This window comes from Brevundimonas sp., assembly GCF_050729455.1.
Lineage (GTDB): Bacteria > Pseudomonadota > Alphaproteobacteria > Caulobacterales > Caulobacteraceae > Brevundimonas.
Genome location: NZ_JBOHLI010000010.1, coordinates 32,142 through 56,043 on the forward strand (window position 1 = coordinate 32,142; position 23,902 = coordinate 56,043).

Here is a 23,902-nt window from a genome sequence, read left to right on the forward strand (position 1 = left end):
CTCGGCCCGGAGGGTCGATCCGGGGTCCAGGCGGTTCAGCGAGAGCTGCGACGGGATGACGGCGGGTGAGGTGCGGGGCGCGCCCTAAACGGACTCTTCCGGCAGGGGGATGAACTCCAGCGCGTCTTCGGCGGGCAGGCTCATGCGGCCCGCTTTCCAGTCGGCCTTGGCTTGATCCAGGCGATCCTGCGACGAAGCGACGAAGTTCCACCAGATCAGGCGTTCGCCCACCGGCTCGCCGCCCAGGGCCATGACGCTGGACGGCTGCAGGGCGGTGACGGTCGGCTCGGCGTTGGCCGACAGGACCACCATCTGGCCCTCAACGAAGGCGCGGCCGTCGACCTCGATCCGGCCCTTGGCGACGAACAGGGCGCGTTCGCTGTAGCCGCCCCTGGCCCTGGGCGGCGGCGGGGCGGCGGACGCCCTCGGCCATTTCCCAGTGGACGTAGAAGAGCGGCGATTCCACCGGGGTTCCGGCCTTGGCGCCGAAGGCCTCGCCCGCCACCAGGCGCGCGAACAGGCCCTTGTTCTCATAGGTGGGCTGGGCGTCTTCGCCCAGGTGGGTGAAGGAGGGGGCGATCTCCTCCAGCTCGGTCGGCAGGGCGACCCAAGCCTGCATGCCGTGCATCCTTCCGCCCTGCGCCTTCTTCAGCGGGTCGGTGCGTTCGGAGTGGACGATGCCGGAGCCGGCGGTCATCCAGTTCACCTCGCCGGGACGGATGGGCTGGGTGTAGCCCAGATTGTCCCGGTGCATGATCTCGCCCTCAAACAGATAGGTCAGGGTCGACAGGCCGATATGCGGGTGCGGCCGCACATTGATGGCGTCGGCGCCCGGCGCGAACTCGGCCGGGCCCATCTGGTCCAGGAAGATGAAGGGGCCGACCATCCGGTGCGAATGGAAGGGCAGGACGCGCCCGACCTCGAACCCGCCGAGGTCTTTTCGACGCGCGTCGATCACCAGCTCGATCATGCCTCCCCCCCTGTCTTTTGCGGCTTAGCCGACGTGGGGGGTGATGATGCCCAGCGGCAGGGTGGTGACGTTCTTCACGCCGCGCGTGACGATGTGGCTGGCGCAGTCGGAGACGATGCCGAGCGTCAGCAGCTTGTCGCGCAGGAACTGGTCGAAGGCGTGCATGTCCGAGGTGATGATGCGCAGGACGTAATCCTCGCGGCCGGTGATGGTGGCGCACTGCACCACTTCCGGCCATGTGGCGACGGCGGCCTCGAAGATGTCAAGGTTCTCGCGCGAGGGCAGGCTCAGCTTGACGATGGCGTAGACTTCGAAGTCCAGACCCAGCAGACCCGCGTCCAGAAGCGTGACCCGCTTGCGTATCAGGCCGCTATCCTCCAGTCTCTTGATCCGGCGCCAGCACGGCGAGGCCGAAAGGCCGACGCGATCGGCGACCTCGGCGACCGACAGTCCGGCGTCCTGCTGCAGGATGTCGAGGATGCGGGCGTCGATAGGATCAAGTTCGTCGGCCAAAGGCGTTTCTCCAAAAGGGGATTTGACGCAATAAAATACCCCAAATCAGCATTTGGCAAGGGTATTTTTAGAAAGACCAACAGAGACGCGCCATGCTATGCCCTCTTCACGAGGAAACGCGGACGGATCAACCGGACGGGACGCATGATGAAGAACACCCCCACCCTGTCGCTGCGCGTGCCGGAGCCCTCGGGTCGTCCGGGCGATGCGCCTGATTTCAGCCACTTGCAGTTCGATCCCGCCGGCGCCGTCAGCCGCCCGGAGGTCTCGACCGCCCCCTATGATATGCGCGATCACGCCTTCCAGCTGGTGCGCGTCCTGGACGACGAAGGCCAGGCCGTGGGGCCGTGGAATCCCAAGCTGGATCCTGAAATTCTGCGTCGCGGCCTGAAGGCCATGATCCTGACGCGCGCCTTCGACGAGCGGATGCACCGCGCCCACCGCCAGGGCAAGACCAGCTTCTACATGAAGTGCACCGGCGAAGAGGCCATCGCGGTCGCCCAGGGCATGATCCTGAGCCGCGAGGACATGGGCTTCCCCACCTATCGCCAGCAGGGCCTTCTGATCGCGCGCGGCTATCCGCTGGCGAGCATGATGAACCAGATCTATTCCAACGCCGCCGACCCGATCAAAGGCCGCCAGCTGCCGATCATGTATTCGGCCAAGGACTATGGCTTCTTCACCATCTCGGGCAACCTGGGCACCCAGGTGCCGCAGGCCGTGGGTTGGGCCATGGCCAGCGCCTACAAGGGCGACGACAAGATCGCCATCAGCTGGATCGGCGACGGCGCCACGGCGGAAGGCGATTTCCACAACGCCCTGACCTTCGCCGCCGTCTATCGCGCTCCGGTCATCCTGAACGTGGTCAACAACCAGTGGGCCATCTCGTCCTTCATGGGCATCGCCGGCGGTCTGGAAACCACCTTCGCCGCCAAGGCCATCGGCTACGGCCTACCGGCCCTGCGGGTCGACGGCAACGACTTCCTGGCCGTCTGGGCCGCGACCCAGTGGGCCGAGGAGCGCGCGCGCACCAATCAGGGCGCCACGGTGATCGAGCTGTTCACCTATCGCGGCGCCCCGCATTCGACGTCTGACGACCCCAGCCGCTATCGCCCCGGCGACGAGGCCGAGAAGTGGCCGCTGGGCGACCCGATCGAGCGCCTGAAGCAGCACCTGATCGTCCTCGGCGAATGGTCGGACGAGCAGCAGGTCGAGGCCGAGAAGGACGCCGTCGAGCAGGTTCGCGCCGCCGGCAAGGAATCCGAGGCCATCGGCACCCTCGGCCAGTCGCGCCCCAGCGTGAAGACCATGTTCGAGGAGGTCTATGCGACCGAGGACTGGCGCCTGGTCGAGCAACGTCGCGAGGTCGGAGTCTGACCATGACCACCACTCCCATGAACATGATTCAGGCCCTCAACTCGGCCATTGACGTCAAGATGGCGGAAGACCCCAACGTCCTGTCGTTCGGCGAGGACGCGGGCTATTTCGGCGGCGTCTTCCGCGTCACCGACCAGCTGCAGCAGAAGCACGGCCTGACCCGCAGCTTCGACGCCCCCATCAGCGAGTGCGGCATCGTCGCCGCCGCCATCGGCATGGGCGCCTATGGCCTGCGCCCGGTCGTCGAGATCCAGTTCGCCGACTACATCTATCCGGCCTATGACCAGATCGTCTCGGAAGCGGCCAAAATGCGCTACCGCTCGGGCGGTCAGTTCACCTCGCCGATCACGATCCGCAGCCCCTACGGCGGCGGCATCTTCGGCGGCCAGACCCACAGCCAGTCGCCGGAAAGCCTGTTCACCCACATCGCGGGCCTGAAGGTCGTCATTCCGTCCAACCCCTATGACGCCAAGGGCCTGCTGACCGCCGCCATCGAGGACGACGATCCGGTCGTCTTCTTCGAGCCCAAGCGCCTCTACAACGGCCCCTTCGACGGCTGGCACGAAAAGCCCGTCAGCCCGTGGAAGACGCAAGAACTGGCCCAGGTCCCGACCGGCAAGTATGTCGAGCCGATCGGCAAGGCCCGCGTCATGCGCGAGGGCAATGACGTCACCATCCTGGCCTACGGCACCATGGTCTGGGTCGCCCTGGCCGGGGCCGAGCACGCCGGCGTGGACGCCGAGGTCATCGACCTGCGCACGCTCGTGCCGCTGGACATCGAGACCATCGAGGCCTCGGTCAAGAAGACCGGCCGCTGCGTCATCGTGCATGAGGCGCCCAAGACCTCGGGCTTCGGCGGCGAGCTGAGCGCCCTGGTTCAGGAGCGCTGCTTCTATCATCTGGAGGCGCCCATCGCGCGCGTCACCGGCTGGGACACCCCCTACCCGCACGCCTTCGAGTGGGAATACTTCCCCGGCCCGCAACGCGTGGCCGACGCCCTGAAAGCCGTCATGTCGGGAGGCCGTTAAGATGGGTCGTTTCGTCTTCAAGCTGCCCGACGTGGGCGAAGGCACCGCCGAGGCCGAACTGGTCGCCTGGCACGTCGCTATCGGCGACATGGTCGAGGAAGACCAGATCGTCGCCGACATCATGACCGACAAGGCCACGGTGGAAATCACCGCCCCGGTCAGCGGCAAGGTCACCGCCATCCACGGCGAGCCGGGCCAGATGGTGCCGGTGCGCGGCCCGCTGGTCGAGTTCGAGGTCGAGGGCGCGGGCAACGCCTCCGACGCCGAACCGACGCCGGCTCCCGCTAAGCCCGAACCTGCGCCGGTCGCCGTCGAAGCGCCGAAAGTCGAGGCCGCCCCGGTCAGCGCCCCGGCCGCCGCCGGAGCGAACTACGTCTTCAAACTGCCTGACGTGGGCGAAGGCACCGCCGAGGCCGAACTGGTCGGCTGGCACGTCAAGGTCGGCGACACGGTCGAGGAGGATCAGATCCTCGCCGACATCATGACCGACAAGGCCACGGTCGAGATCACCAGCCCGATCAACGGCGTGGTCGTCGCCCTGCACGGCGATGCGGGCCAGCAAATCGCCGTCGGCGGCCCCCTGGTCAGCTTCAAGGTCGAGGGCAAGGGCAATGTCGCCGCTGCCCCGGCTGCAGCTTCTGCCCCGGTCGCCAAGGCCGAGAAGGCCGCGCCCGCCCCGGTCGCCAAGCCCGCTCCCGCGCCCAAGGCCGACGCCAAACCCGTCCCCGCTATGACCGGCCGTCAGCCGGGCGAACGCGCCCTGGCTTCGCCCGCCGTGCGCAACCGCGCCCGTGATCTGGGCATCGACCTGGCCTTCGTGCCCGGTTCGGGTCCGGCGGGCCGCATCCAGCATGACGACCTGGACGCCTATGTCGCGCGTGGCGGTTCGCTGCCCGCCGCGACCGGCGGCACGGCGTCCTCGACCTACGCCCGCGCCGAGGGAACCACCGAGGTCAAGATCATCGGCCTGCGCCGCAAGATCGCGGAGAAGATGGCCGAGAGCGTGCGCCGCATCCCGCACATCACCTATGTCGAGGAAATCGACATGACGGCGGTGGAGGAGCTGCGCGCCCACCTGAACGCGACGAAGTCGAAGGACCAGCCCAAGCTGAACGTCCTGCCCTTCATCGCCCGCGCCATCGTCGTGGCCCTGCGCGATCAGCCGCAGATCAACGCCACCTATGACGACGAGGCCGGCGTCCTGACCCAGCACGCTCCGGTCCACCTGGGCATCGCCGCCCAGACGCCGAACGGCCTGATGGTGCCGGTCGTCCGCCACGCCGAGGCGCTGGACCCCTACGCCACCGCCCTTGAAATCGCCCGCGTCTCGGGCGCGGCCAAGGACGGCAGCGCCAAGCGCGAGGAGCTGTCGGGCTCGACCATCACCATCACCTCGCTGGGGACGCTGGGGGGCGTGGTTCACACGCCGATCATCAACCACCCCGAGGTCGCCATCGTCGGTCCGAACAAGATCGCCGAACGCGTGGTGGTCAAGGACGGCCAGATGGTCGTGCGCAAGATGATGAACCTGTCCTCCAGCTTCGATCACCGCATCGTCGACGGCCATGACGCAGCGGTCTTCGTGCAGCGCATCAAGGGCCTGCTGGAGAACCCGGCGACCTTGTGGATGGGGTGAAGCGGTGGCGCAGATTGAGGTTGAGGCGGCGGATGCGGAGGTGATCGCTCGCCTCGGCCAACTTCTGGAGCGGTCAGCACATACTGAGTTTAGCACCACGTGTGCGCTCGGATTCTCCACCACAATTTTCGCTTGGATCGCCCAGCGGGTTCGGCGTGAAGGAGAGCCGCTTGCTGATACTTTGAAAGCAAAGTGGCAAGCAGTGAAGGCGCAGGAAGAACCTTGGCAAATGCCGGCTCCCCTCGGTGACTTGTCTGTTTTTGATGCTGTCGTGCGACTACGACGCGCTTCCACACATGCAGATGGAAGCCGTACCCACCCACAAAACGCGCACGGCTCCCTGGTGGGCTTTGTTTTCGACGCCCACCAAGTCCCCTTCGTAGTCCTCGAAGCCGACCTTCGCCGCTTTGCCGTCCTCGTTGCCCGAGAATTTTCAGATCACATGAGACCTGTGGACGCTAACAAATGACCCAGACCCTCAAGACCAAAGTCCTGATCATCGGCGCCGGGACCGGCGGCTATGTGGCGGGGATCCGTTGCGGCCAACTCGGCTTGGAGACCGTGCTGGTGGACGCGTCGCCGGGTCTCGGCGGCACCTGCCTGAACGTCGGCTGCATTCCGTCCAAGGCCATCATCCACGCGGCGGGCAAGTATGAGACGGTGGCCAAGGCCGCCGGCGACGGCACCCTGGGCATCACCGCCTCGACCCCGGCCATCGACCTGTCCAAGACGGTCGAATGGAAGGACGGCATCGTCAGCAAGCTGAACGCCGGCGTCGCCGCCCTGCTGAAGAAGGCCAAGGTCAAGGTCGTCAAGGGCTGGGCCGAGTTCTCGGACGCCAAGACCTGCACCGTCAAAACCGACGACGGCGATCTCCGCATCACCGCCGAGCACGTCATCCTGGCCACGGGGTCCGAGCCGGTCGAACTGCCCTTCCTGCCGTTTGGCGGCGACGTCATCTCCTCGACCGAGGCCCTGAGCCTGCCCGAAGTGCCCAAGAAGCTGGTCGTCGTCGGCGGCGGCTATATCGGCCTGGAGCTGGGCATCGCCTTCCGCAAGCTGGGCGCCGAAGTGGCCATCGTCGAGATGGCTGAGCGCATCCTGCCGCTCTACGACAAGGCCCTGACCGACCCGGTCGCCAAATGGCTGGAAAAGCACGGCGTCCAGCTGTTCCTCGGCGCCCGCGCGGGCGGTTTCGGCGACGGCAAGCTGAACGTCACCGACAAGGACGGAAACCCGATGCAGCTGGACGCCGACAAGGTGCTGGTCACCGTCGGCCGTCGTCCGCGCACCAAGGGCTGGGGTCTGGAGACCATGGGCGTGGCCATGGACGGCCCCTTCGTGAAGATCGACCAGCGCTGCGCCACCAGCATGAAGAACGTCTGGGCCGTCGGCGACCTGACCGGCGAACCCATGCTGGCGCACAAGGGCTCGGCCCAGGGCGAGGTGGTCGCTGAAATCATTGCGGGCCATGACCGCGTGTTCGATCCCGTCACCATCGCCGCCGTCTGCTTCACCGAGCCGGAAATCGTCTCGGCGGGTCTGGGCGTCGACGACGTCAAGGGCCGCGACGACGTGATCCAGGCTGTCTTCCCCTTCGCCGCCATCGGCCGCGCCCTGGCCATCGAGGCGGGCGAGGACGGCGGCTTCGTTCGCGTCATCGCCTCGAAGACCGACCACCGCCTGCTGGGCATTCAGGCCGTCGGCCAGCACGTCTCGGAGATGTCCAACAGCTTCGCCCAGATGCTGGAAATGGGCGCCGTGCTGGAAGACGTGGCGGGCACCATCCACGTCCACCCGACCCTGGGCGAAGCCTTCCACGAGGCGACGCTGCGGGCGCTGGGCCACGCCATCCACATCTAAGGGCCTGCTTCCTTCTCCCCTTGAGGGAGAAGGTGAGCGCCGGAGGCGCTCGGATGAGGGGTGTCGGCGCGCCCTTTTCCCACGAGATCGACAAGGCGGCGCCCAAGGCTCAAGCGGCGCCGCCTTCACCCCTCATCCGGCCCTGACGGGCCACCTTCTCCCACAAGGGGAGAAGGAAAACGGTCCGACTTGCCCGAAGCCGCCGAAAGGCCGACCCTCCCCGCAAACGGGAGGCTTCGATGAGCGCCGAGACCCACTACCTGGCCGTCTTCACCAGCGACAAGACCGGCCCCAGGTGGCGGGCCTGGCGCGCCATGAGCGAGACCGAGCAGGCCGAGACGGCCCCCCTCGGCGTGGCCGCCGTCGCCGAATGGGAGGCGGCCCACCAGGACTCCATCGTCTATCAGGGCGGCCCGCTGGGCCCGACCAAGCGCATCGGCGACGACGGCGCCGTGACGGACGTGGTCAACCTGCTGACCGTCTTCATGGTGGTGCGCGCCGACAGCCACGAGGCGGCGGCCCGCCTGTTCGAGAACCACCCGCACATGAGCATCTTCGTCTGCGACGGGATGGAGGTGATGCCGGTCTTGGGGTGAAGGCGAAGATGTCGCTGGCTCGCAGGATGCACCCGGTGCAACCTCTACCCTTCCTTGAACGCCCATTTCATATAGAACATCAGAAATGGGTCAGTGAGAACAAGCAAGTCATCTCCCTTAAGCCATTCCAACGCCGGTTCTCCTTCGAGCTTATCCTTCGCAATCTTCGTCATGTGAGCGCAAGCAGCCGAGATTTCGTGTTTTTGCGGAACCTGACCATCAGCAAGTATATCCTTGAGAGAACTTCGGATTTCATCATAGGTCGTCTTAGGTTTCGGCCCCAACCGAGCGATGGCCTGCAGGATAGCAGCATAGATGTCCGCAGAAGTATCATCTTTGAACTTCCGAGCTTGCCTACCACCTCTAGACTGAGGGCCCCGCTTAAGCCGTTCATATTTCGGAAACCCCTTACTTTGAGCGATTTCTGAAAATATATCATTCAGTTTGTCCGCTGAAAGCTTCTTGGGAGTAATTTGATACCCGAAAACTCCATTTGCAATGCAAAGCTCGGTGCAAATTTCCTGCACTAAAAGTGGATTTCCAAAACTTTCAGAGCAAATGCGCTCCATAGCCTTTTGAGGACAGATGACGTTTAGAGCTTTGAATCCCAAGTCTGGAATCTTGATCAAGTCATCCTGAGACCAGTCTGGAATCTGGATATGCTTGAACCGTCCCTCCATCTCATGTTCGACAGTGATTGGGTCGAATGCACGGTGCGGAACTGCCAACAGGATAACCGACAGGCCGTCATAAACAGCCCCCTTCAGTGACTGTATAATTGCCTTCTGGGTTGGCTTGTCCAGGTAATGGAAATCATCGATCAGCAACGCCATCGACCGATTTTTAAGTGCTTCGAGTGACGATATAAGGTCAACCGTATCGTAGGTCGCAGAACGACCATCGACATGTTTCGTGCCGCTCGTGTTTTTGGCTCCGCCGCTTACACCAATACCCAACAGCTCCGCCTTGGCTCCTCCACCAAGCTCCGTCTGATTTGACGCCTCGTCGGAACCGGTCCTCTGGACAGATTTGGCGAGATTCAACTTGAACGCCACCTGCTTCCAAAAATCTGCCTCTGACCGAACCTGACCGCCTTCGATCGAAATCAGTGCATCCTTGGGCAACACGCGTCGGGAAAGGACCGTTTTGCCAGATTTTGTTGGTCCTGTGACAACATTCACCGCGAAGCCACGAGCAAGCGCCGCCTCGAGCTTTTCTTCCAGCTTCAGGTGATCCCGGCTGACGTAAGTCAGGGTCGGTTGACCGCCCGGCGTAAAAACATCCTTAAGTTGCAACGCCGGTTTGCCCACGTTCCCTCCGTAATTTTGACGCTATAAGCTTAGCGAACTTCCAGTTCTAATGCACCCGCGCCTTCCCGATCTCCAGCCCGTCGCTACCCGCTGACACGGCCACCACGCTGCCGTCCTCGATCTCGCCGGCCAGCAGCTTCTTCGCCATCGGGTCGACCAGTTCCTTCTGGATGACGCGCTTCAGGGGGCGGGCGCCGTAGACGGGGTCGTAGCCCTTGTCGGCGAGCCAGGTCAGGGCGCTGTCGTCCAGGGCCAGCGTCAGGCGGCGGTCGGCCATCAGCTTTTCGAGGCGGGCCAGCTGGATGCGGACGATGCCGCCCATCTGTTCGCGGCCGAGGCGGTGGAACAGGATGATCTCGTCGATGCGGTTGAGGAACTCGGGCCGGAAGTGGGCGCGGACCTGTTCCATGACCAGGGGGCGCACGGCCTCGACGTCGGCCACTTCCCCATTTGGGCCCTCGGGCTGGTCGGCCAGATACTGGCTGCCCAGGTTGGAGGTCATGATGATCAGGGTGTTCTTGAAGTCGATGGTGCGGCCCTGACCGTCGGTCAGGCGACCGTCGTCCAGCACCTGCAACAGCACGTTGAAGACGTCGGGGTGGGCCTTCTCGACCTCGTCGAACAGGATGACCTGATAGGGGCGACGACGCACGGCCTCGGTCAGGGCGCCGCCCTCGTCATAGCCGACATAGCCCGGAGGGGCGCCGATCAGGCGGCTGACGCTGTGCTTCTCCATGTACTCGGACATGTCGATGCGGGTGATGGCGTTGTCGTCGTCGAACAGATAGCCGGCCAGGGCCTTGGTCAGCTCGGTCTTGCCCACGCCCGTCGGGCCGAGGAAGAGGAAGCTGCCCAAAGGCTTGTTGGGGTCGTTGAGCCCGGCGCGGGCGCGGCGAACGGCGTCGGAGACGGCTTCCAGCGCCTCGTTCTGGCCCACCACGCGGCGGCCCAGCTCTTCCTCCATCTTGAGCAGCTTTTCGCGCTCGCCTTCCAGCATCTTGTCGACGGGCACGCCGGTCCAGCGGCTGACGACGGCGGCGATCTGTTCGGCGTCGACGACTTCCGGGGTGAGCGGACCTTCCGCCGGCTTCTCGGCGGCTTCGGCCTCGGCCAGCTGGCGTTCCAGTTGCGGGATCTGGCCGTAGGCGATCTCGGAGGCGCGGCCGAGATCACCGGCGCGCTGGGCGGCGGCCAGTTCGGCGCGCAGGCGGTCCAGGGTCTCGCGCAGCTGGGCACCCTGCCCCACCTTGTCCTTCTCGGATTTCCAGCGCGCGGTCATGTCGTCCGACTGGCCCTCGAGGTCGATGATCTCGTCCTCAAGCTTCTCCAGACGCTGCTGCGAGGCGCTGTCGCTTTCCTTTTTCAGGGCCTCGCGCTCGATCTTGAGCTGGACCAGACGGCGGTCGATTTCATCCAGCGCCTCAGGCTTGGAATCGACGGCCATGCGCACGCGCGAGGCGGCCTCGTCGATCAGGTCGATGGCCTTGTCCGGCAGGAAGCGGTCGGTGATGTAGCGGTTTGACAAGGTGGCGGCGGCGACAATGGCGCTGTCGCTGATGCGCACTCCGTGGTGGACCTCGTACTTCTCTTTCAGTCCACGGAGGATCGACACCGTGTCCTCGACGGTCGGTTCGGCGACGAAGACCGGCTGGAAGCGACGGGCCAAGGCCGCGTCCTTCTCGACGTGCTTGCGGTACTCATCCAGCGTGGTGGCGCCGACGCAGTGCAGCTCGCCGCGCGCCAGGGCGGGCTTGAGCAGGTTGGAGGCGTCCATGGCCCCGTCGCCCTTGCCGGCGCCGACCAGGGTGTGCATCTCGTCGATGAAGAGGACGATGCCGCCCTCGGCCTGGGCCACCTCGTTCAGTACGGCTTTGAGGCGTTCCTCGAACTCGCCGCGATACTTAGCGCCGGCGATCAGGGCGCCCATGTCCAGCGACAGGACCTTCTTGTCCTTCAGGCTTTCGGGCACGTCGCCGTTGACGATCCTCAATGCGAGTCCTTCGACGATGGCGGTCTTGCCGACGCCGGGTTCGCCGATCAGGACGGGGTTGTTCTTGGTGCGGCGGGCCAGGACCTGGATGGTGCGGCGGATTTCCTCGTCGCGGCCGATGACGGGATCGACCTTGCCGTCGCGGGCGGCCTCGGTCAGGTCGCGGGCGTAGCGTTTCAGGGCGTCGTAGCTGTCCTCAGCCGAGGCGTTGTCGGCGGTCTTGCCCTTGCGCATTTCAGCGACGGCGTCATCCAGCTTCTTGGCCGTGACCCCGGCGGACTTCAGCGCCTCGGCGGCGGCCCCGCCCTCCTTGGCGATGGCGGCCAGCAGGCGCTCGGTGGTGACGAAGGCGTCGCCAGCCTTCTTGGACGCTTCCTCGGCGGCGCTGAAGACGCGGGCGGTGTCGCCGTCCAGATAGAGCTGGCCCGAGCCGCCCTCGACCTGTGGCCGCTTCTTCAGCAGACCTTCGGTGACCAGTTCGACGGCGGACGGATCGCCGCCGGCCTGATCGATCAGCTTGCGCGCCAGGCCGTCGCGTTCTTCCAGCAGCACCTTCAGCAGGTGCTCGGGCGCGAACTGCTGGTGGCGGCGGGCCAGGGCCAGCGACTGGGCGGACTGGACGGCCTGTTTGGCGCGGTCGGAATAGAGGTCGAGATTCATTTCGGTGCAGTCCCCTCGGAAGGCGGAAAACCAACAACGCGCCCTTCTGCGAAGCGACGCCTTGAGTTGTGTCAAACCGAGGTGGGTGTGGCCGATGAGACACGCAAGGGCCGAAGCCAAAACGCCCGCCGCTGGATCGGCGACGGGCGTCATGAAAGGCTATGGAGAAGACCTCAGCCGCCGGTGGGGCCGGTGGAGAAGTCGAACTGGGGCTCCTGCCGGCGCGGACCGCCGCCGAACGACCAGGTCAGGCCCAGGTAGAAGGCGCGCAGGTCGATGTCCTGGTCGATCCGCTCGCGGAACTGGGGCGTGTCGTAGGTGGTGGCGCCGCCGAAGGAGTTGAGGATGTCGCGCGCGGTGAACTGCAGCGACAGGCTGTCGTTCAGCTTCCTGCGATAGCCGAGGTTCACCATCCCGCCGCTCTCGCGCTCGCCTTGGGCCAGCAGCTGATCGCCCTGCCAGAAGCCCATGATCTGGACGAAGTCCTTCGGCGTGGCCTGCCAGTTGAGGCTGAGACGGCCGGTCAGCATCTCGCCCTCTCGATCGCGGCCGCCCGGAATGCCGGCGGCGTCGAGCTCCTGGCGGAAGGCGTTGACGCTGGCGTTGTAGCGCAGGGTCGGATGCAGACGGCCGCTGGCGGTCAGCTCGACGCCTAGGTCGCGCCGCGCGCCCAGGTTCTCGGGCCGGGTCAGCAGCACGCCGCCGCCGATGTCCGTGGCCACGTCGGTGAAGGCCTTGGTCGTGTCGCGGAAATAGGCGGTGGCCTGATAGAAGCTCTGGCCGCGCCGCATCTGCCACATGGCCTCGAAGCCGTCCGTCTCCTGCGGCTCCAGATCCGGATTGCCCGAGCGCAGGTTCAGCGGATCGCTGTAGGCGACGAAGGGGTTCAGCTGGGTCGGCTGCGGCCGCTGGATGCGACGCGAATAGCTGGCGCGCAGCGTCTGCGTGTCGGTCAGCTTGTACTGGACGTGGCCGGTCGGATAGGCGCGGAAATAGTCCTGCGACGCGCGGACGGCGTTGGTGACGTCCTCGATCTCGACCTCCGCCTGTTCGAGGCGCAGGCCGAACTGGGCCGACAGCTTCTCGCCGAACGGGCGCTCATAAGTGGTGTAGAGGGCGTGAACGGTCTGCTCGGCCTCGAAGCGGTTGCTCAGTCCAGGCACGGGGGCCAGGGCCGCTTCGGACGGGCCCCGGCACAGCGTAGTGTCCTGATCCGGGCGGCTGAGGCTCAGCTCATAGCCGGCGCGCAGCTTGGACCCGTCGTCCATCGGCCGGGTGTAGGCGCTGGTGAAGCCGATCGTCTCCTGCGCGCTCAGGTTCCTCTGCTGCTCGTACAGGGTCGGCGTCGTCGGCGTGGCGAAGACGTTGGCGATCAGGAACGTGTTTTCGTGGTCGTTGCGGTCATAGCGCAGCTCGTTGGACCACTCATGGCCCGAGGTGTCGAACTGATGCAGCACCCGGGCGGTGGCGCCCCAGCCGTCCATGGCGAAGCCGTTTTCGCCGTCGCGGGTGAAGGCGCTGGTGATCTGGCCCGCCGCGTTGCGGGTCTCGAACAGGCCCCGCGCCGCGCCTTCGACCTCGAAGCGATTGCCGCGCAGTTCGCCGGTTACCATCGTCTTGTCCGTCAGGCGATACTCGACGGCGACCCGCCCGAACGCGCCCTTCTGGCTGGACTCGCTATCCTGCACCGTGTTGGTCCGGGAGGTCACGGCCCCGGTCGGGTCCAGCTGTTCGCGCAGGCGCTCGAAGGAGAAGGTCTGGTCGTCGTAGCGATAGCTGACGTCGCCGGTCAGGGTCAGCTTGCCGCGCTGGCGCGAGCCGCTGGCCCCAACGTTCCAGCGCCCGTTGTCGCCGACATTGACCCGAACGGATCCGGTGGTGGTGGTCGTCGCCGGAGCGCCGGGCGCGCCCGCGGCGGCGACCGGGACCGGCTTGGTGATCAGGTTGATGACCCCGCCGGAACCCTCGGGACTGTAGGCGGCCGAGGGGTTGGTCATGACCTCGATCCGCGCATAGCGGTCGGCGGGCAATTGCAGGATGGCGTCGGCGCGGTTCGGGCCTGACAGAATGGCCGAGGGGCGGCCGTCGACCAGGATGGTGACATTGCCGTCGCCGCGCAGGGAGACATTGCCCTGGGGGTCGACATCGACGGACGGGACGTTGCGCAGGGCTTCGGCCAGGGTGCCGTTCGCGGCCTGAAGGTCGTCAGCAAGGCTGTAGCTGATGGAATCGATCGAGGTCCGCACGTCGTTGGCGCGGGCGGTGACGACGACGTCGCCCACCGTGGCGGCCTCCTCCTTGTCCCCGTTTTCCTGGGGCGCGGGCCGGGCCGGGGGCGTCTGGGCCTGTTGAGCCGCCGCCGGAGGCGATGCAGGCGACGCAGGCGGCGTCTGGGCCAGGACTGCGCCGGCCGGCAGAGCCAGAACCGCGCCGAGCAGCGGCATAAGCTTGTGTTGCGACATGGTCCCGTTCCCCGCGGACATCCCTCAATGTCCTTCAGCCGGTGCCACTATCAGCGAGCCGCCGCATACCTCAGTTACATCTTCTTCATCAGGATGGCGGGTCTGTGACCGGACATGGCCGCCGCGCCCCTTGGCCCGGAGCACCGGCGGCGCTAGCGTCGCCGTTCTGTTTGCCGGAGCTTGCCCATGTCCATCCGCCTGTCGCGCCGCGCGGCGCTGATTTCGTCCGCCGCCGTTTCGGCCGGGTCCGCCCTGCCCGCGACCGGCTGGGCCCAGACGGCGAGCGACACGCGCAGCGACGAGGAGATCGTGGCGGCGGTGGACGCCTGGGTGAAGAAGGCCATGGCCGGCTTTCCCGACCAGCCCGCCGTCTCGGTCGGGGTGGTGCGCGGCGGCAAGCCGATCCTGACGCGCGGCTACGGCGTGCGAAAGAAGGGCGAGGCCCGGCGCGTAGACGAACACACCCTGTTCGCCGTGGCCTCCAACACCAAGGCGATGACCGCCGCCGCCCTGGCCATCCTGGTCGACGAGGGCAAGGTGAAATGGGATGAACCGGTCAAGACCTACCTGCCCGGCTTCACCCTGTCCGATCCGGTGATCGGCGAGCGGATCACGGTGCGCGATACGCTGAGCCACCGCGCCGGGTTCGGCCTGGGGGCCGGCGACCTGCTGTTCTGGCCCAACAGCGACCGGACCCGCGAACAGGTCATGGCCGCCGTGCCCTTCGTGCCGATCGAAGACGGGTTCCGCGCCAACTACCACTATTGCAACCTGATGTTCGTGGTGGCGGGCGAGGTGCTGGCCAAGGTCTCGGGCATGGCCTGGGAGGACTTCATCCAGACGCGGATTCTCGACCGGCTGGGGATGAGCGAGACCGTGCCCCTGGCCCGTCTGGCCGACCCCGCCAAATCCGCCCTGCCGCACGGCCGGGTCGGACCGCCGCTGCGCTATCAGGGCGCGATGACGGTGCTGGCCGAGGACATCGCCTCGGTGTGGAACTGGGATTCGGCGGCGGCGGCGGGCGGGGTCTGCACCACGCCGGTCGACTGGGCCAAATGGATCTCGGTCCAGCTGAACGGCGGCCTTCTGCCCGACGGCACGCGCCTGTTCTCCGAGGCTGCGGGCCGCGAGATGTGGAAGCCCAACATCATCGTCTCCTCTTCGGCGGGGCCGACCGGCGCCCTGCCCGGCCGCGCCATCGCCTCGACCTACGCCCTGGGCTGGCAGGTTCAGGACTATCGCGGCGAGCGGATGGTGACGCACGGCGGCGGAGCGCCCGGCTTCATCTCGGGCACGGTCCTGCTGCCGGGCCGCAAGACGGGCTTCTCGGTCTTCACCAATGCCGAGGAAAGCCTGCTGCTGCGCGCCCTGCGCTCAGGGATCGCCGACATCCTGATGAACAAGGCCGACTTCGACTGGGTCGCCGACGGGGTGAAAACCCAGGGCGAAAACAACGCCAAGTCCGTCGCCGCCGCCGTCGAGATCAACGCCAAACAGGCGGCGGGCGCGGCCCCGTCCATGCCGCTGGACGCCTATGTCGGGACCTGGCGCGATCCCTGGTACGGCGACATCGTCATCGAACAGAAGACCGAGGGGCGTGGCCGCAATCGCAAGAGCGGCCTGTGGCTGGCCTTCGCCCACACCCCCGCGCTGAAGGGCTGGCTGGAGCCCTATGACGGCGAGACCTTCCGCACCCGCTTCCCCGACAAGCGCGAGGAAGACGCCTTCATCACCTTCAGCATCGCCACGGCCAAGCCGGCGACCGCCACGGTCAAGGGCGTCTCGCCGGACATCGACTTTTCCTACGACTATCAGGACCTGCGACTGACGCGGGTCTGACCCGCCTCAAGGCGCGGCTGATTTAATCGACGTCCCAATAGCCCAGGGACGATCCCCGAGCCTGGATGACGTCGAAGCCGTCGTCGCCCAGGCGCGGAACGTCCATCACCCGGAACCGGCCCGTGTCCGGATACTCGACGACATCCGGCGTCTCGCACGTGCTGAGGGCCAGGTAGCGCAGGGGGACCGCGCCGGTATTGGTGATCTGATGCGCTGTTTCCGGCCCGCCGGCGAGCGCCGCGATCAGGTCTCCGGCCCTGACGCCGCGTCGGTCGGCGCCCAGACGGATCTCCCCCTCGCCCGACAGGATGACGAAGACCTCCTCGTTGGTGCGATGGCTATGGAAAGGGAAGCCGCGCTTGCCCGGCGCCAACTCGATCAGGTTGTAGCCGAGCTTTTCCGCGCCCAGCATCCTGCCCAACATGGCGACCTGGGGCTGATAGACCTCGGCCGCGTGTCCTTCAGGCGCCGCGCCCGGCGGCAAAGGGGCGACGGCGACTGTGTTGAGATTGACGATGCGGGGCGACATGGCAGGTTTCCTGTGGCGTCTGGATCCGGCGATTTAATCCCGCGCCGCCAGAAAGGAATTGAACGAATCCGAGCAGCCGTCATTCAGTTTTGAATGACCTCCCCGGATTGGATGCAGTTCCGCGCCTTCGCCGCCGTTCTCAGGCACCCTGACCGCGGCGGCGCGAGCCCTGCAGGTCAGTCAGCCGACGCTCGGACGACGCATCGCCGCCCTGGAAAGCGCCTTGGGCTACGCCCTGTTCACCCGTGCGCCCGAAGGCCTGACGCCGACGCCGGAGGGCGAGGCCCTGCGGGACCAGGCCCAGGCCATGGAAACCGCCGGAGAAGCCTTGCGTCGAGCCGCCGTAGGCGAAGGAATGGAGGCGGCCGGCGCGGTCCGGTTGTCCTGCAGCGAAGTCGTGGCCGCCGAAGTCCTGCCCGGCGTCCTGCAACGGATCGGATCGCGTCGTCCTGCCTTGGCGTTCGAGGTCTCGGTCTCCAACCAGGCGGAGGACCTGCTTCGCCGCGACGCCGACATCGCCGTGCGGATGACGCGCCCCCAACAGGACGGCCTGCTGATCCGTAAGGTCCTGGAGGTGGAACTGGGCCTGTTCGCCCATCCCGCCTATCTGGCCCGTCGCCCCGCTCCTCTCACGCCTGAAGAGCTGGCCGATCATGATCTGATCGGATTCGACACCGCGCGGGACTACACTCGGGTGCTGCAGTTCGCCGGTCGCCCCTTGTCACGCGAACAGTTCCGCTTTCGCAGCGACAGCGACATGGCCCAGCTAGGCGCCATCCGCGCCGGATGCGGCGTCGGCGTCTGTCACGCTCCTCTGGCCCAAGGCCTGACCCGCGTCTTGCCGCAGGACTTCCAGCCTCGCATTGAAGTCTGGCTGGCCATGCATGAGGACCTGGCGCGAACGCCTCGTTGCCTGACGGCCTTCCGTGATCTGGCGCTGGAGCTAAAGCGCTATGGCGAGCGTCCGCACGAAGGAGGGCTTTAACGCCCCGCCTGGACCCGGCCGGCTTCTAGGATGGGCATTCCGGCCTCGGTGGGGATGTAGATGGTCTGGCGGCCTTCCTTGCCGGCGGTTTCCTGCAGCATATTGATGTAGGACCAGCGCAGGTAGTTTTCGGGACCGCCGAGAGCCTGGGCCATGATGCGGTTGGCCTCGTTGGCGCCCTTGGCGCGTTCGATCTCGGCCGCGGCGGTCAGCTTGGCCGAGTCCAGGGCGGCCTGGGCCTCCAGCACGCGGATGCGGCGGTTCTGCACCGCCTCCTCATAGGCCGCCTTGCCCGCCATCTGCTTGGAATAGACGTTGTAGGTCGGGAAGCCGATCAGGACGACGGCGACCAGGACGCCGATGGCGATGACCGAACCGATAGTGAAACCCACGCCGCGCATCCGCGCCTCCCCTGAAATCTGAACGACTGTCAGGGTGGACGCCGCGCCCGGTCGCGGTCAAGCGCGGGCCAGCGACATCACGCCACAGGCGTATTCGATTTACCGCGTAACTTGAGCGGCCTAGTCAGCCGCAATGATCGTCGAACACCGTTCTCAGCTGTCTTCCCTGCGCGCGCTTCTGGTCGGCGACGCCCGCATGGCCTTTCCGGTCGCCAAGGCGCTGAGCCAGGCCGGGCACAAGGTCTTCGCCGGGGTGTCGACGTCCAGCAACTATCTGGAATGGTCGCGCCATGTGACGGCGTCGTTCCGCCATTCGCCGCTGGAGCCGGGCACGGACGAGGCCCTGCCGGTCATCCTGGGCTGGCTGGACCGCAACGGCGTCGACGTCATCCAGCCGGTCAGCGAGGCGGGCTCGCGCTTCATCACCCGCCACCGGGCCGCCTTCGAGGCGCGCGGCCGGCTGATCATGCCGGAGGCCGACACGGTCGAGACCTGCATGAACAAGACGCGGATGTTCGAGATCTGCGAGGCCCTGGGCGTCGCCCTGGCGCCCTATCGACGAGTGCGCGACATGGAGAGCCTGTTCGCCGCCGCCACGGCCATCGGCTATCCCCTGATCGTCAAGCCCGCCGTGGTCGACGCGGAGCTGTTCGGCCGCAAGGCGCTGATCATCGAGAACGAGGCGCAGCTGGCCGCCGCCGTGCCGCACTGGCCGGAGATCCACCCCGAGCTGATCGTCCAGACATACGTCACCGGCCCGCGCCACAGCGTCATCTTCAGCGCCGACCGCGGGCGGCTGCTGGGCGCGGTCGAGATCAAGGCGGCGCGCACCCATGAATACGACGGCACCGGCTACACCACCTATGGCGTGACGGTGGAGCCGACCCCTCTGGTCCGCGAGGGGGTCGAGAGGCTGGTCGCCCACCTCGACTATTCCTCGACCGGCTGCGCCCAGTTCATCGTCTGTCCGACAACCGGCGCCGTCACCTTCATGGAGCTCAACCCCCGCGTCAGCCTGGGGCGGATTTCCGAATGCGCGGGCCTGCCGCACAGCGTCTGGGGGCTGAAGCTGGCGACCGATCAGCCGATCGCCGCGCCGGCCGATCCCTGGGCCGTCTATCGGCGCGGGGTTCGCTACGTCTGGACCAAGGGCGACCTGACCTTGCTGGGCAAGCAGTTCAAGCGCGGCCAGGTGGCGCCGGGCGAGGCCCTGCGACGGCTGACCCAGATCGGGGTCGACGCCGTCCAGTGCACCCATGCCATCTTCGATCCGCTGGACCCGCTGCCGGCGCTGGGGACCTATGGCAACATCCTGATCAAGCACTGGCGCCGCCACCCGGAGTATCAGGCGGCCTGATCGCCCGTCAGCGTCAGGTCAGCGTCGGGTCGACGCGGCCGGGACCAGTTCGATCAGGTCGAGATTGGACTCATTGGCTGGCCAGGGGATGACCAACCGCCAGCGGCGCTCGCCGATGCGCTCAAGCACGGCCGCCATGTCGCGGTCGGGCCGCTGGCCATAGGAGCCGGCGGCGGGCTCGGACGCGAGCGCCATGGAGCCGAGGAAGACCATGTGCCGGTCGTTCTCGGGGAAGAGCAGACCGCCGGGACGCTGCGACCCGGTCAGTTTGGAGAATTTCAGCCCGGCGGGGGTCCGCTCGATGCGGCAGGCGAACCAACCGTAGACGACATAGCCCAGCCCGTCCTCGCCCCCCTGGGATCCCAGTTTGACGGTGCGACAGCGATAGTCGCCGACCGGCGGCGCGACCGGGGATCGGGCCGCGTCCGGATCAATCAGGTCGCCGAGGCCGGACAGGCTTCCCGATCCGGGCTGACGGCGGGCCTGCTGCAAAGCCAGGGTCCAGGCGGCGTCGCGGCGCTGATAACGGTCACGGTCAGCGGCGGTGACGACGCCGCGCCAGTCGCGCAGCACGGCGCCGCCGGTCGTCGTCGGAACAGCGGGCGGCGGCGGCGGCGGGGTCGCGCAGGCCGCCAGCAACCCGACCGCCAGGGCGCCGGGAACAAGCGCCCTTGAGCGCGAAAAGCGGGTCGACGAACGGGACATGGACGCTCCCTAGCACAGGGTCGAAAAGCCCCACGGCTAGGAAACCCTCCGCGCGCCTCGCGTCAACCCCATGCGCGCGACAGGAGACGGGCCGTCGCGCCCCGTGCGTCAGGCCGCGCTCCCGATCGCCGGGGGCGGCGGCGCGGCCTCCGCCGTCAGCGCCCGGGACAGGGCCTCGGCCAGAGCCGGAATCTGCAGCGGCTTGGTCAGGTATTCGAGGAAGCCCGCCTCGCGCCCGCGGCGGATGTCGGCGGGGGTGGCGCTGGCGGACAGGGCCAGGACCGGCAGGCCGCGCGTCAGCGGCTCCTCGTCCAGCCTCGCCTTGACCTCGAACCCGTTCATGCCGGGCAGGTTGATGTCGAGGATGACGACGTCGGGCCGCAGGTCGCGGGCCAGGGTCAGGCCCTCCGGCCCCGTCTCGGCGACGTGCAGCTGAATCCGGCCCAGGGCCAGGACGACATGGCGCATCAGGGCGATGTTGGAGGGGTTGTCCTCGACGTAGAGCAGGGTCGCCTCGGGCAGGCTCATCGCCGGCACGGAGGAGGCGACCACGGCGCGGGGCTGGGCCACGGCGACCGGAAGATGGACGGTGAAGACCGCCCCCTCGCCTTCGCGGCTCTCGGCTTCCAGCCGCCCGCCCATGGCCTGGATCAGACGGCGCGCCACCGCCAGGCCGACGCCCGCGCCGGGCACGTCCGAGGCTTCGCGGCCCAGGCGATTGAAGGGTTCGAACAGGTCGCCCATCCGCTCTGGCGGAAGGCCGGGGCCGGTGTCGAGCACGCTGAGGCTGACGCCCTCGACCGACTGGCGCGCCTCGATCAGGACCGCGCCGCCGCGCCGGTTGTATTTGACGGCGTTGGCGATCAGGGCGGTCAGAACCTGACGCAGGCCTTCGCGGTCGGCCAGGGCGGCCAGCCCCGAGACCCGCGGCGGCTCGCGCAGCTCCACCCGCGCCGCCTTGGCCATGGGGCGAAGGCTCTCGCAGACCTGACGCGCGACCAGAAGCGGATCGACCCGCTCAACGGCGGTCGCCAGACGGCCGCCCTCAATGTCGGCCAGGTTCAGCACTTCATCGACCAGGGTCAGCAGCCGGGCGCCGGCGGTGCGGATCTGTTCGACCGCTTGATGCTGGCGATGGGTCAGGGGCTCCTGAGCCTCGTTCATCCGCATCAGGTCGGAAAAACCGATGACCGCGTTCAGGGGCGTACGCAGTTCGTGGCTCATGCTGGCCAGGAAGTCGGTCTTGGCGCGGTGCGCCGCCTCGACCTGGGCGGCCTGGGCCTCGGCGACGGCCAAGGCCGTCTGAAGGTCGCGGGCGCGCTGCTCGGCGCGGGCTTCCAGGGCGCCGTTGAGCCGCCGCAGGGTCGCCGTCTCGCGCTTGGCCTTCACCGCGAGACGCAATCCCGCCCAGCAGCCGGACAAGGCCAGGGCGACCACCACCAGAACGAGTTCCATCGCACGTCCCTCCGATGCCTCGAGAGTGACGCCTATAGATTGCGGTTATGTAAATATGCGCGCTAAAGTTGCGCGCCGCCGATCAGCCCTCGTCGGCGGCCGGCTCGACCTTGCGGCGCGGCGCACGACGCTTGGGGGCCGGCGCATCTTCCGACGACGCCTCCGCTTCGTCCGAGGACGGCGCGGACGGACGGGTCAGGAAGCCGGGCAGGCCCATGCCGTCGCTGACTTCGCCTTCAGCCGGGACGTCGGCGAGCGGCGTGCGTTCGGCGCGCGGACGGCGCGGGGCGCGGGCGGGACGAACCTCTTCGGTCTCGGCGACCGGAACGGCAGCCTCTTCAGCAGGCGCTTCGGCGGCGTACTCGGCCTCGGCCGCGGCGCGGGCTTCGTCCTCGGGCGTGGCCTCGCCGGCCTCGAAGCGACGGTTGCGTTCCTCGCGGCGGCGCTCCCAGCGTTCGCGGCGGGTCTCGCGACGGCCGCCTTCACGGGCCTCGCCCTCGGCGCGGGGTTCGCGATCGTTGTCGCGGGGCTCGCGATCCCGGTCGCGGTTGTTGTCCCGATCCCGGTTGTAGTCGCGGTCGCGGTTTGCCTCACGTTCGGCGCGCTCGGCCTGACGGCGAGCGTCGTCCTCGGCCTTCTGCTGCTCGGCGGCGGCGGCGGCGATGATGGCGGCGGCCTGGGCGCCCGACTCGTCCTCGAAGTCGATGTCGAAGCCCTGGCCGGCCAGTTCGCGCTGGGCGATCTCGCTGACCGGACGCTGCGGCTGCAGGGCGCGCAGGACGCGGAAATAGTGTTCGGCGTGCTGGGTGTAGTTCTCGGCCAGCACGCGGTCGCCGGCGGCCGAGGCGTCGCGCGCCAGCTGCATATAGCGTTCGTAGACAGTCTGGGCGTTGCCCCGGACCTTGATGTTCTCAGGGCCTTGCGAGTCCCACGACCGGTTCGGATTGGTGGCGTTGGCGTTGTTGCCCCCGCCGCTGCCGGGCTTCCGGTTGCGTCCGCGCTGACGCTTCATGCCCTTGAAATCTCTCATCGGAGCTTACCGTGCTGGTGCGGGCCGCCGTCGGTTAAGGACGGGCAGGACCCAGTTCGTCGTTCCGTTCGGTCGGGGCCAATCCCCGTATCGATGTGCTCGGAAAACCGTTCGCCGCCCTGTGGTCCGCCGGACCGACCGGCCCGACCGTCACTGGCCCAGACGCGCTTGAGCGAGCAAACCTGCCCGAAAAGGATGCGTTTGAGTGGGAGACAAGAAACGACTTAGCGCGCGATGGCGTCGTTTCCAAGGCTTTTGTTGCGCGGCCCTTTCGGCCCGCATCAGGCCTCGGGGATGGGGTCGACGCGCGGGTCCGGCCCATTGGTGACGACGCGGTCGCGGTCGCCCAGATCCTTGACCACCTTGACGCCGGTAAAGCCCGCCGCTTCGAACAGAGCCTTGACCGCCGTCCCCTGGTCCCAGCCGATCTCGACGGCGAAGACGCCTTCCGGGCGCAGGATGCGGGCGATCTCGGGGGCCAGGTCGCGGTAGGGCTGAAGGCCGTCCGGGCCGCCGTCCAGCGCCAGATGCGGATCGTGCTCGCGCACCTCCGGGTCCAGTCCGGCGATGTCCCCGGTCGGGATATAGGGCGGGTTGGACACCACCAGGTCGAAGCTGTCGTCGGCGAACCCGGTGGCCCATTCGGTGCGGATGAAGGTGCAGCGGCCGTTCAGGTCCAGGTTGGCGGCGTTTTCGCGCGCCACGGCGATGGCCTCGGTCGAGATGTCGGTGCCGACGCCGCGCGCGCCCGGCCGCTCGACCAGGGTGGCCAAGAGGATGGCGCCCGAGCCGGTGCCCAGGTCGATGAAGTCGAAGGCCCGCTGGGGCGAAAAGGCGCGGACGATGACGTCCAGCAGGGTCTCGGTGTCCGGGCGCGGGCTGAGCACGTCGGGCGTGACGTTCAGCATGATCTTCCAGAAGCCCTTCTTGCCCAGGATGCGCGACACGGGTTCGCGCTTCAGGCGGCGCGCGATCATGACCTCCAGGGCCGCGAACTTGTCGGCCTCGATGACGCGGTAGGGGTCGGTCAGGATGTCGACGCGGCCCGCGCCGGTCGCGGCCTCCAAAAGCAGGCGGGCGTCGATCGACGGACTGTCGATGCCGGCGGCTTTCAACTGGCCTTGCGCGCCCTTCCAGGCGGAGAGCAGGGTCGGGGCGGCGGGGGCGTGATCGGACATAGGGGCTGATTGGCGCTT

Annotated in this window: 19 protein-coding genes and 1 pseudogene; 9 read left to right on the plus strand and 11 right to left on the minus strand. The window is 67.3% G+C overall.

Features of this window, described 5'->3' with window-relative positions:
- Window positions 1-84 precede the first annotated feature (84 nt).
- Window positions 85-970 (minus strand): annotated as a pseudogene (locus ACREEF_RS04325) (pirin family protein).
- Window positions 971-994: 24 nt separating this feature from the next.
- Window positions 995-1,483 carry an Lrp/AsnC family transcriptional regulator gene (locus ACREEF_RS04330; protein WP_431564378.1) on the minus strand — a complete coding sequence of 163 codons (489 nt, stop codon included), beginning with the start codon at window positions 1,481-1,483 and terminating at the stop codon, window positions 995-997.
- 144 nt (window positions 1,484-1,627) lie between these two features.
- On the opposite strand from ACREEF_RS04330, the gene ACREEF_RS04335 reads away from it, so the two are divergent.
- The 6 genes from ACREEF_RS04335 to ACREEF_RS04360 all read left to right on the plus strand — a co-directional run bounded on the left by ACREEF_RS04335 (window position 1,628) and on the right by ACREEF_RS04360 (window position 7,983).
- Complete coding sequence (locus ACREEF_RS04335) at window positions 1,628-2,860, plus strand: 3-methyl-2-oxobutanoate dehydrogenase (2-methylpropanoyl-transferring) subunit alpha (protein ID WP_431564379.1); 1,233 nt, start codon at window positions 1,628-1,630, stop codon at window positions 2,858-2,860.
- A gap of 2 nt (window positions 2,861-2,862) precedes the next feature.
- Entirely contained in the window at window positions 2,863-3,888 is a 1,026-nt protein-coding gene (locus ACREEF_RS04340) for an alpha-ketoacid dehydrogenase subunit beta (RefSeq protein ID WP_431564380.1), read from the plus strand.
- 1 nt (window position 3,889) lies between these two features.
- Complete coding sequence (locus ACREEF_RS04345) at window positions 3,890-5,524, plus strand: 2-oxo acid dehydrogenase subunit E2 (protein ID WP_431564381.1); 1,635 nt, start codon at window positions 3,890-3,892, stop codon at window positions 5,522-5,524.
- A gap of 4 nt (window positions 5,525-5,528) precedes the next feature.
- A complete protein-coding gene (locus tag ACREEF_RS04350) occupies window positions 5,529-5,993 on the plus strand; it encodes a hypothetical protein (protein WP_431564382.1) in 465 nt (154 codons plus the stop codon).
- Window positions 5,990-7,387 (plus strand): dihydrolipoyl dehydrogenase, encoded by a 1,398-nt coding sequence (lpdA, locus tag ACREEF_RS04355; protein WP_431564383.1) that lies wholly within the window; start codon window positions 5,990-5,992, stop codon window positions 7,385-7,387. The genes ACREEF_RS04350 and lpdA overlap by 4 nt, the downstream gene beginning before the upstream one ends.
- 239 nt (window positions 7,388-7,626) lie before the next feature.
- Entirely contained in the window at window positions 7,627-7,983 is a 357-nt protein-coding gene (locus ACREEF_RS04360) for a hypothetical protein (protein WP_431564384.1), read from the plus strand.
- A gap of 44 nt (window positions 7,984-8,027) precedes the next feature.
- Here ACREEF_RS04360 and ACREEF_RS04365 read toward each other — a convergent pair whose 3' ends face one another.
- The 3 genes from ACREEF_RS04365 to ACREEF_RS04375 all read right to left on the minus strand — a co-directional run bounded on the left by ACREEF_RS04365 (window position 8,028) and on the right by ACREEF_RS04375 (window position 14,405).
- Entirely contained in the window at window positions 8,028-9,293 is a 1,266-nt protein-coding gene (locus ACREEF_RS04365) for a hypothetical protein (RefSeq protein ID WP_431564385.1), read from the minus strand.
- 46 nt (window positions 9,294-9,339) lie between these two features.
- Window positions 9,340-11,943 carry an ATP-dependent chaperone ClpB gene (clpB, locus tag ACREEF_RS04370; RefSeq protein ID WP_431564386.1) on the minus strand — a complete coding sequence of 868 codons (2,604 nt, stop codon included), beginning with the start codon at window positions 11,941-11,943 and terminating at the stop codon, window positions 9,340-9,342.
- Between the two features lie 173 nt (window positions 11,944-12,116).
- A complete protein-coding gene (locus ACREEF_RS04375) occupies window positions 12,117-14,405 on the minus strand; it encodes a TonB-dependent receptor domain-containing protein (protein WP_431564387.1) in 2,289 nt (762 codons plus the stop codon).
- 186 nt (window positions 14,406-14,591) lie between these two features.
- On the opposite strand from ACREEF_RS04375, the gene ACREEF_RS04380 reads away from it, so the two are divergent.
- Complete coding sequence (locus tag ACREEF_RS04380) at window positions 14,592-16,244, plus strand: serine hydrolase (RefSeq protein WP_431564388.1); 1,653 nt, start codon at window positions 14,592-14,594, stop codon at window positions 16,242-16,244.
- A 22-nt stretch (window positions 16,245-16,266) separates the two neighbouring features.
- Here the strand turns inward: ACREEF_RS04380 and ACREEF_RS04385 are convergent, their stop codons facing one another.
- Entirely contained in the window at window positions 16,267-16,773 is a 507-nt protein-coding gene (locus tag ACREEF_RS04385) for a cupin domain-containing protein (protein WP_431564389.1), read from the minus strand.
- A 148-nt stretch (window positions 16,774-16,921) separates the two neighbouring features.
- On the opposite strand from ACREEF_RS04385, the gene ACREEF_RS04390 reads away from it, so the two are divergent.
- Entirely contained in the window at window positions 16,922-17,758 is an 837-nt protein-coding gene (locus ACREEF_RS04390; protein WP_431564407.1) for a LysR family transcriptional regulator, read from the plus strand.
- On the opposite strand, the gene ACREEF_RS04395 is transcribed toward ACREEF_RS04390, so the two are convergent.
- Window positions 17,755-18,159 (minus strand): hypothetical protein, encoded by a 405-nt coding sequence (locus ACREEF_RS04395; RefSeq protein WP_431564390.1) that lies wholly within the window; start codon window positions 18,157-18,159, stop codon window positions 17,755-17,757. The two genes, ACREEF_RS04390 and ACREEF_RS04395, sit on opposite strands and share 4 nt — an antisense overlap.
- Window positions 18,160-18,292: 133 nt before the next feature.
- Between ACREEF_RS04395 and ACREEF_RS04400 the strand changes: the two genes are divergently transcribed.
- The gene (locus tag ACREEF_RS04400; protein ID WP_431564391.1) at window positions 18,293-19,516 is read left to right on the plus strand and encodes a hypothetical protein; all 1,224 of its coding nucleotides are present in this window, start codon (window positions 18,293-18,295) and stop codon (window positions 19,514-19,516) included.
- 18 nt (window positions 19,517-19,534) lie between these two features.
- Here ACREEF_RS04400 and ACREEF_RS04405 read toward each other — a convergent pair whose 3' ends face one another.
- The 4 genes from ACREEF_RS04405 to prmC form a co-directional block, all read right to left on the minus strand.
- Window positions 19,535-20,221, minus strand: a complete 687-nt coding sequence (locus tag ACREEF_RS04405) for a DUF4893 domain-containing protein (protein WP_431564392.1) — start codon at window positions 20,219-20,221, stop codon at window positions 19,535-19,537.
- A gap of 108 nt (window positions 20,222-20,329) precedes the next feature.
- Window positions 20,330-21,676, minus strand: a complete 1,347-nt coding sequence (locus ACREEF_RS04410) for a hybrid sensor histidine kinase/response regulator (protein ID WP_431564393.1) — start codon at window positions 21,674-21,676, stop codon at window positions 20,330-20,332.
- Window positions 21,677-21,758: 82 nt separating this feature from the next.
- Complete coding sequence (locus ACREEF_RS04415; RefSeq protein WP_431564394.1) at window positions 21,759-22,706, minus strand: DUF4167 domain-containing protein; 948 nt, start codon at window positions 22,704-22,706, stop codon at window positions 21,759-21,761.
- Between the two features lie 281 nt (window positions 22,707-22,987).
- Entirely contained in the window at window positions 22,988-23,884 is an 897-nt protein-coding gene (gene prmC / locus ACREEF_RS04420; protein WP_431564395.1) for a peptide chain release factor N(5)-glutamine methyltransferase, read from the minus strand.
- Window positions 23,885-23,902 lie beyond the last annotated feature (18 nt).

Excerpts from the sequence above, each read along its gene's own strand:
- ACREEF_RS04335 (WP_431564379.1), top strand. The coding sequence starts at position 1,628 with ATGATGAAGAACACCCCCACCCTGTCGCTGCGCGTGCCGGAGCCCTCG.
- ACREEF_RS04340 (WP_431564380.1), top strand. The coding sequence starts at position 2,863 with ATGACCACCACTCCCATGAACATGATTCAGGCCCTCAACTCGGCCATT.
- ACREEF_RS04345 (WP_431564381.1), top strand. The coding sequence starts at position 3,890 with ATGGGTCGTTTCGTCTTCAAGCTGCCCGACGTGGGCGAAGGCACCGCC.
- lpdA (WP_431564383.1), top strand. The coding sequence starts at position 5,990 with ATGACCCAGACCCTCAAGACCAAAGTCCTGATCATCGGCGCCGGGACC.
- ACREEF_RS04360 (WP_431564384.1), top strand. The coding sequence starts at position 7,627 with ATGAGCGCCGAGACCCACTACCTGGCCGTCTTCACCAGCGACAAGACC.
- clpB (WP_431564386.1), bottom strand. The coding sequence starts at position 11,943 with ATGAATCTCGACCTCTATTCCGACCGCGCCAAACAGGCCGTCCAGTCC.
- ACREEF_RS04375 (WP_431564387.1), bottom strand. The coding sequence starts at position 14,405 with ATGTCGCAACACAAGCTTATGCCGCTGCTCGGCGCGGTTCTGGCTCTG.
- ACREEF_RS04380 (WP_431564388.1), top strand. The coding sequence starts at position 14,592 with ATGTCCATCCGCCTGTCGCGCCGCGCGGCGCTGATTTCGTCCGCCGCC.
- ACREEF_RS04385 (WP_431564389.1), bottom strand. The coding sequence starts at position 16,773 with ATGTCGCCCCGCATCGTCAATCTCAACACAGTCGCCGTCGCCCCTTTG.
- ACREEF_RS04395 (WP_431564390.1), bottom strand. The coding sequence starts at position 18,159 with ATGCGCGGCGTGGGTTTCACTATCGGTTCGGTCATCGCCATCGGCGTC.
- ACREEF_RS04400 (WP_431564391.1), top strand. The coding sequence starts at position 18,293 with ATGATCGTCGAACACCGTTCTCAGCTGTCTTCCCTGCGCGCGCTTCTG.
- ACREEF_RS04405 (WP_431564392.1), bottom strand. The coding sequence starts at position 20,221 with ATGTCCCGTTCGTCGACCCGCTTTTCGCGCTCAAGGGCGCTTGTTCCC.
- ACREEF_RS04410 (WP_431564393.1), bottom strand. The coding sequence starts at position 21,676 with ATGGAACTCGTTCTGGTGGTGGTCGCCCTGGCCTTGTCCGGCTGCTGG.
- ACREEF_RS04415 (WP_431564394.1), bottom strand. The coding sequence starts at position 22,706 with ATGAGAGATTTCAAGGGCATGAAGCGTCAGCGCGGACGCAACCGGAAG.
- prmC (WP_431564395.1), bottom strand. The coding sequence starts at position 23,884 with ATGTCCGATCACGCCCCCGCCGCCCCGACCCTGCTCTCCGCCTGGAAG.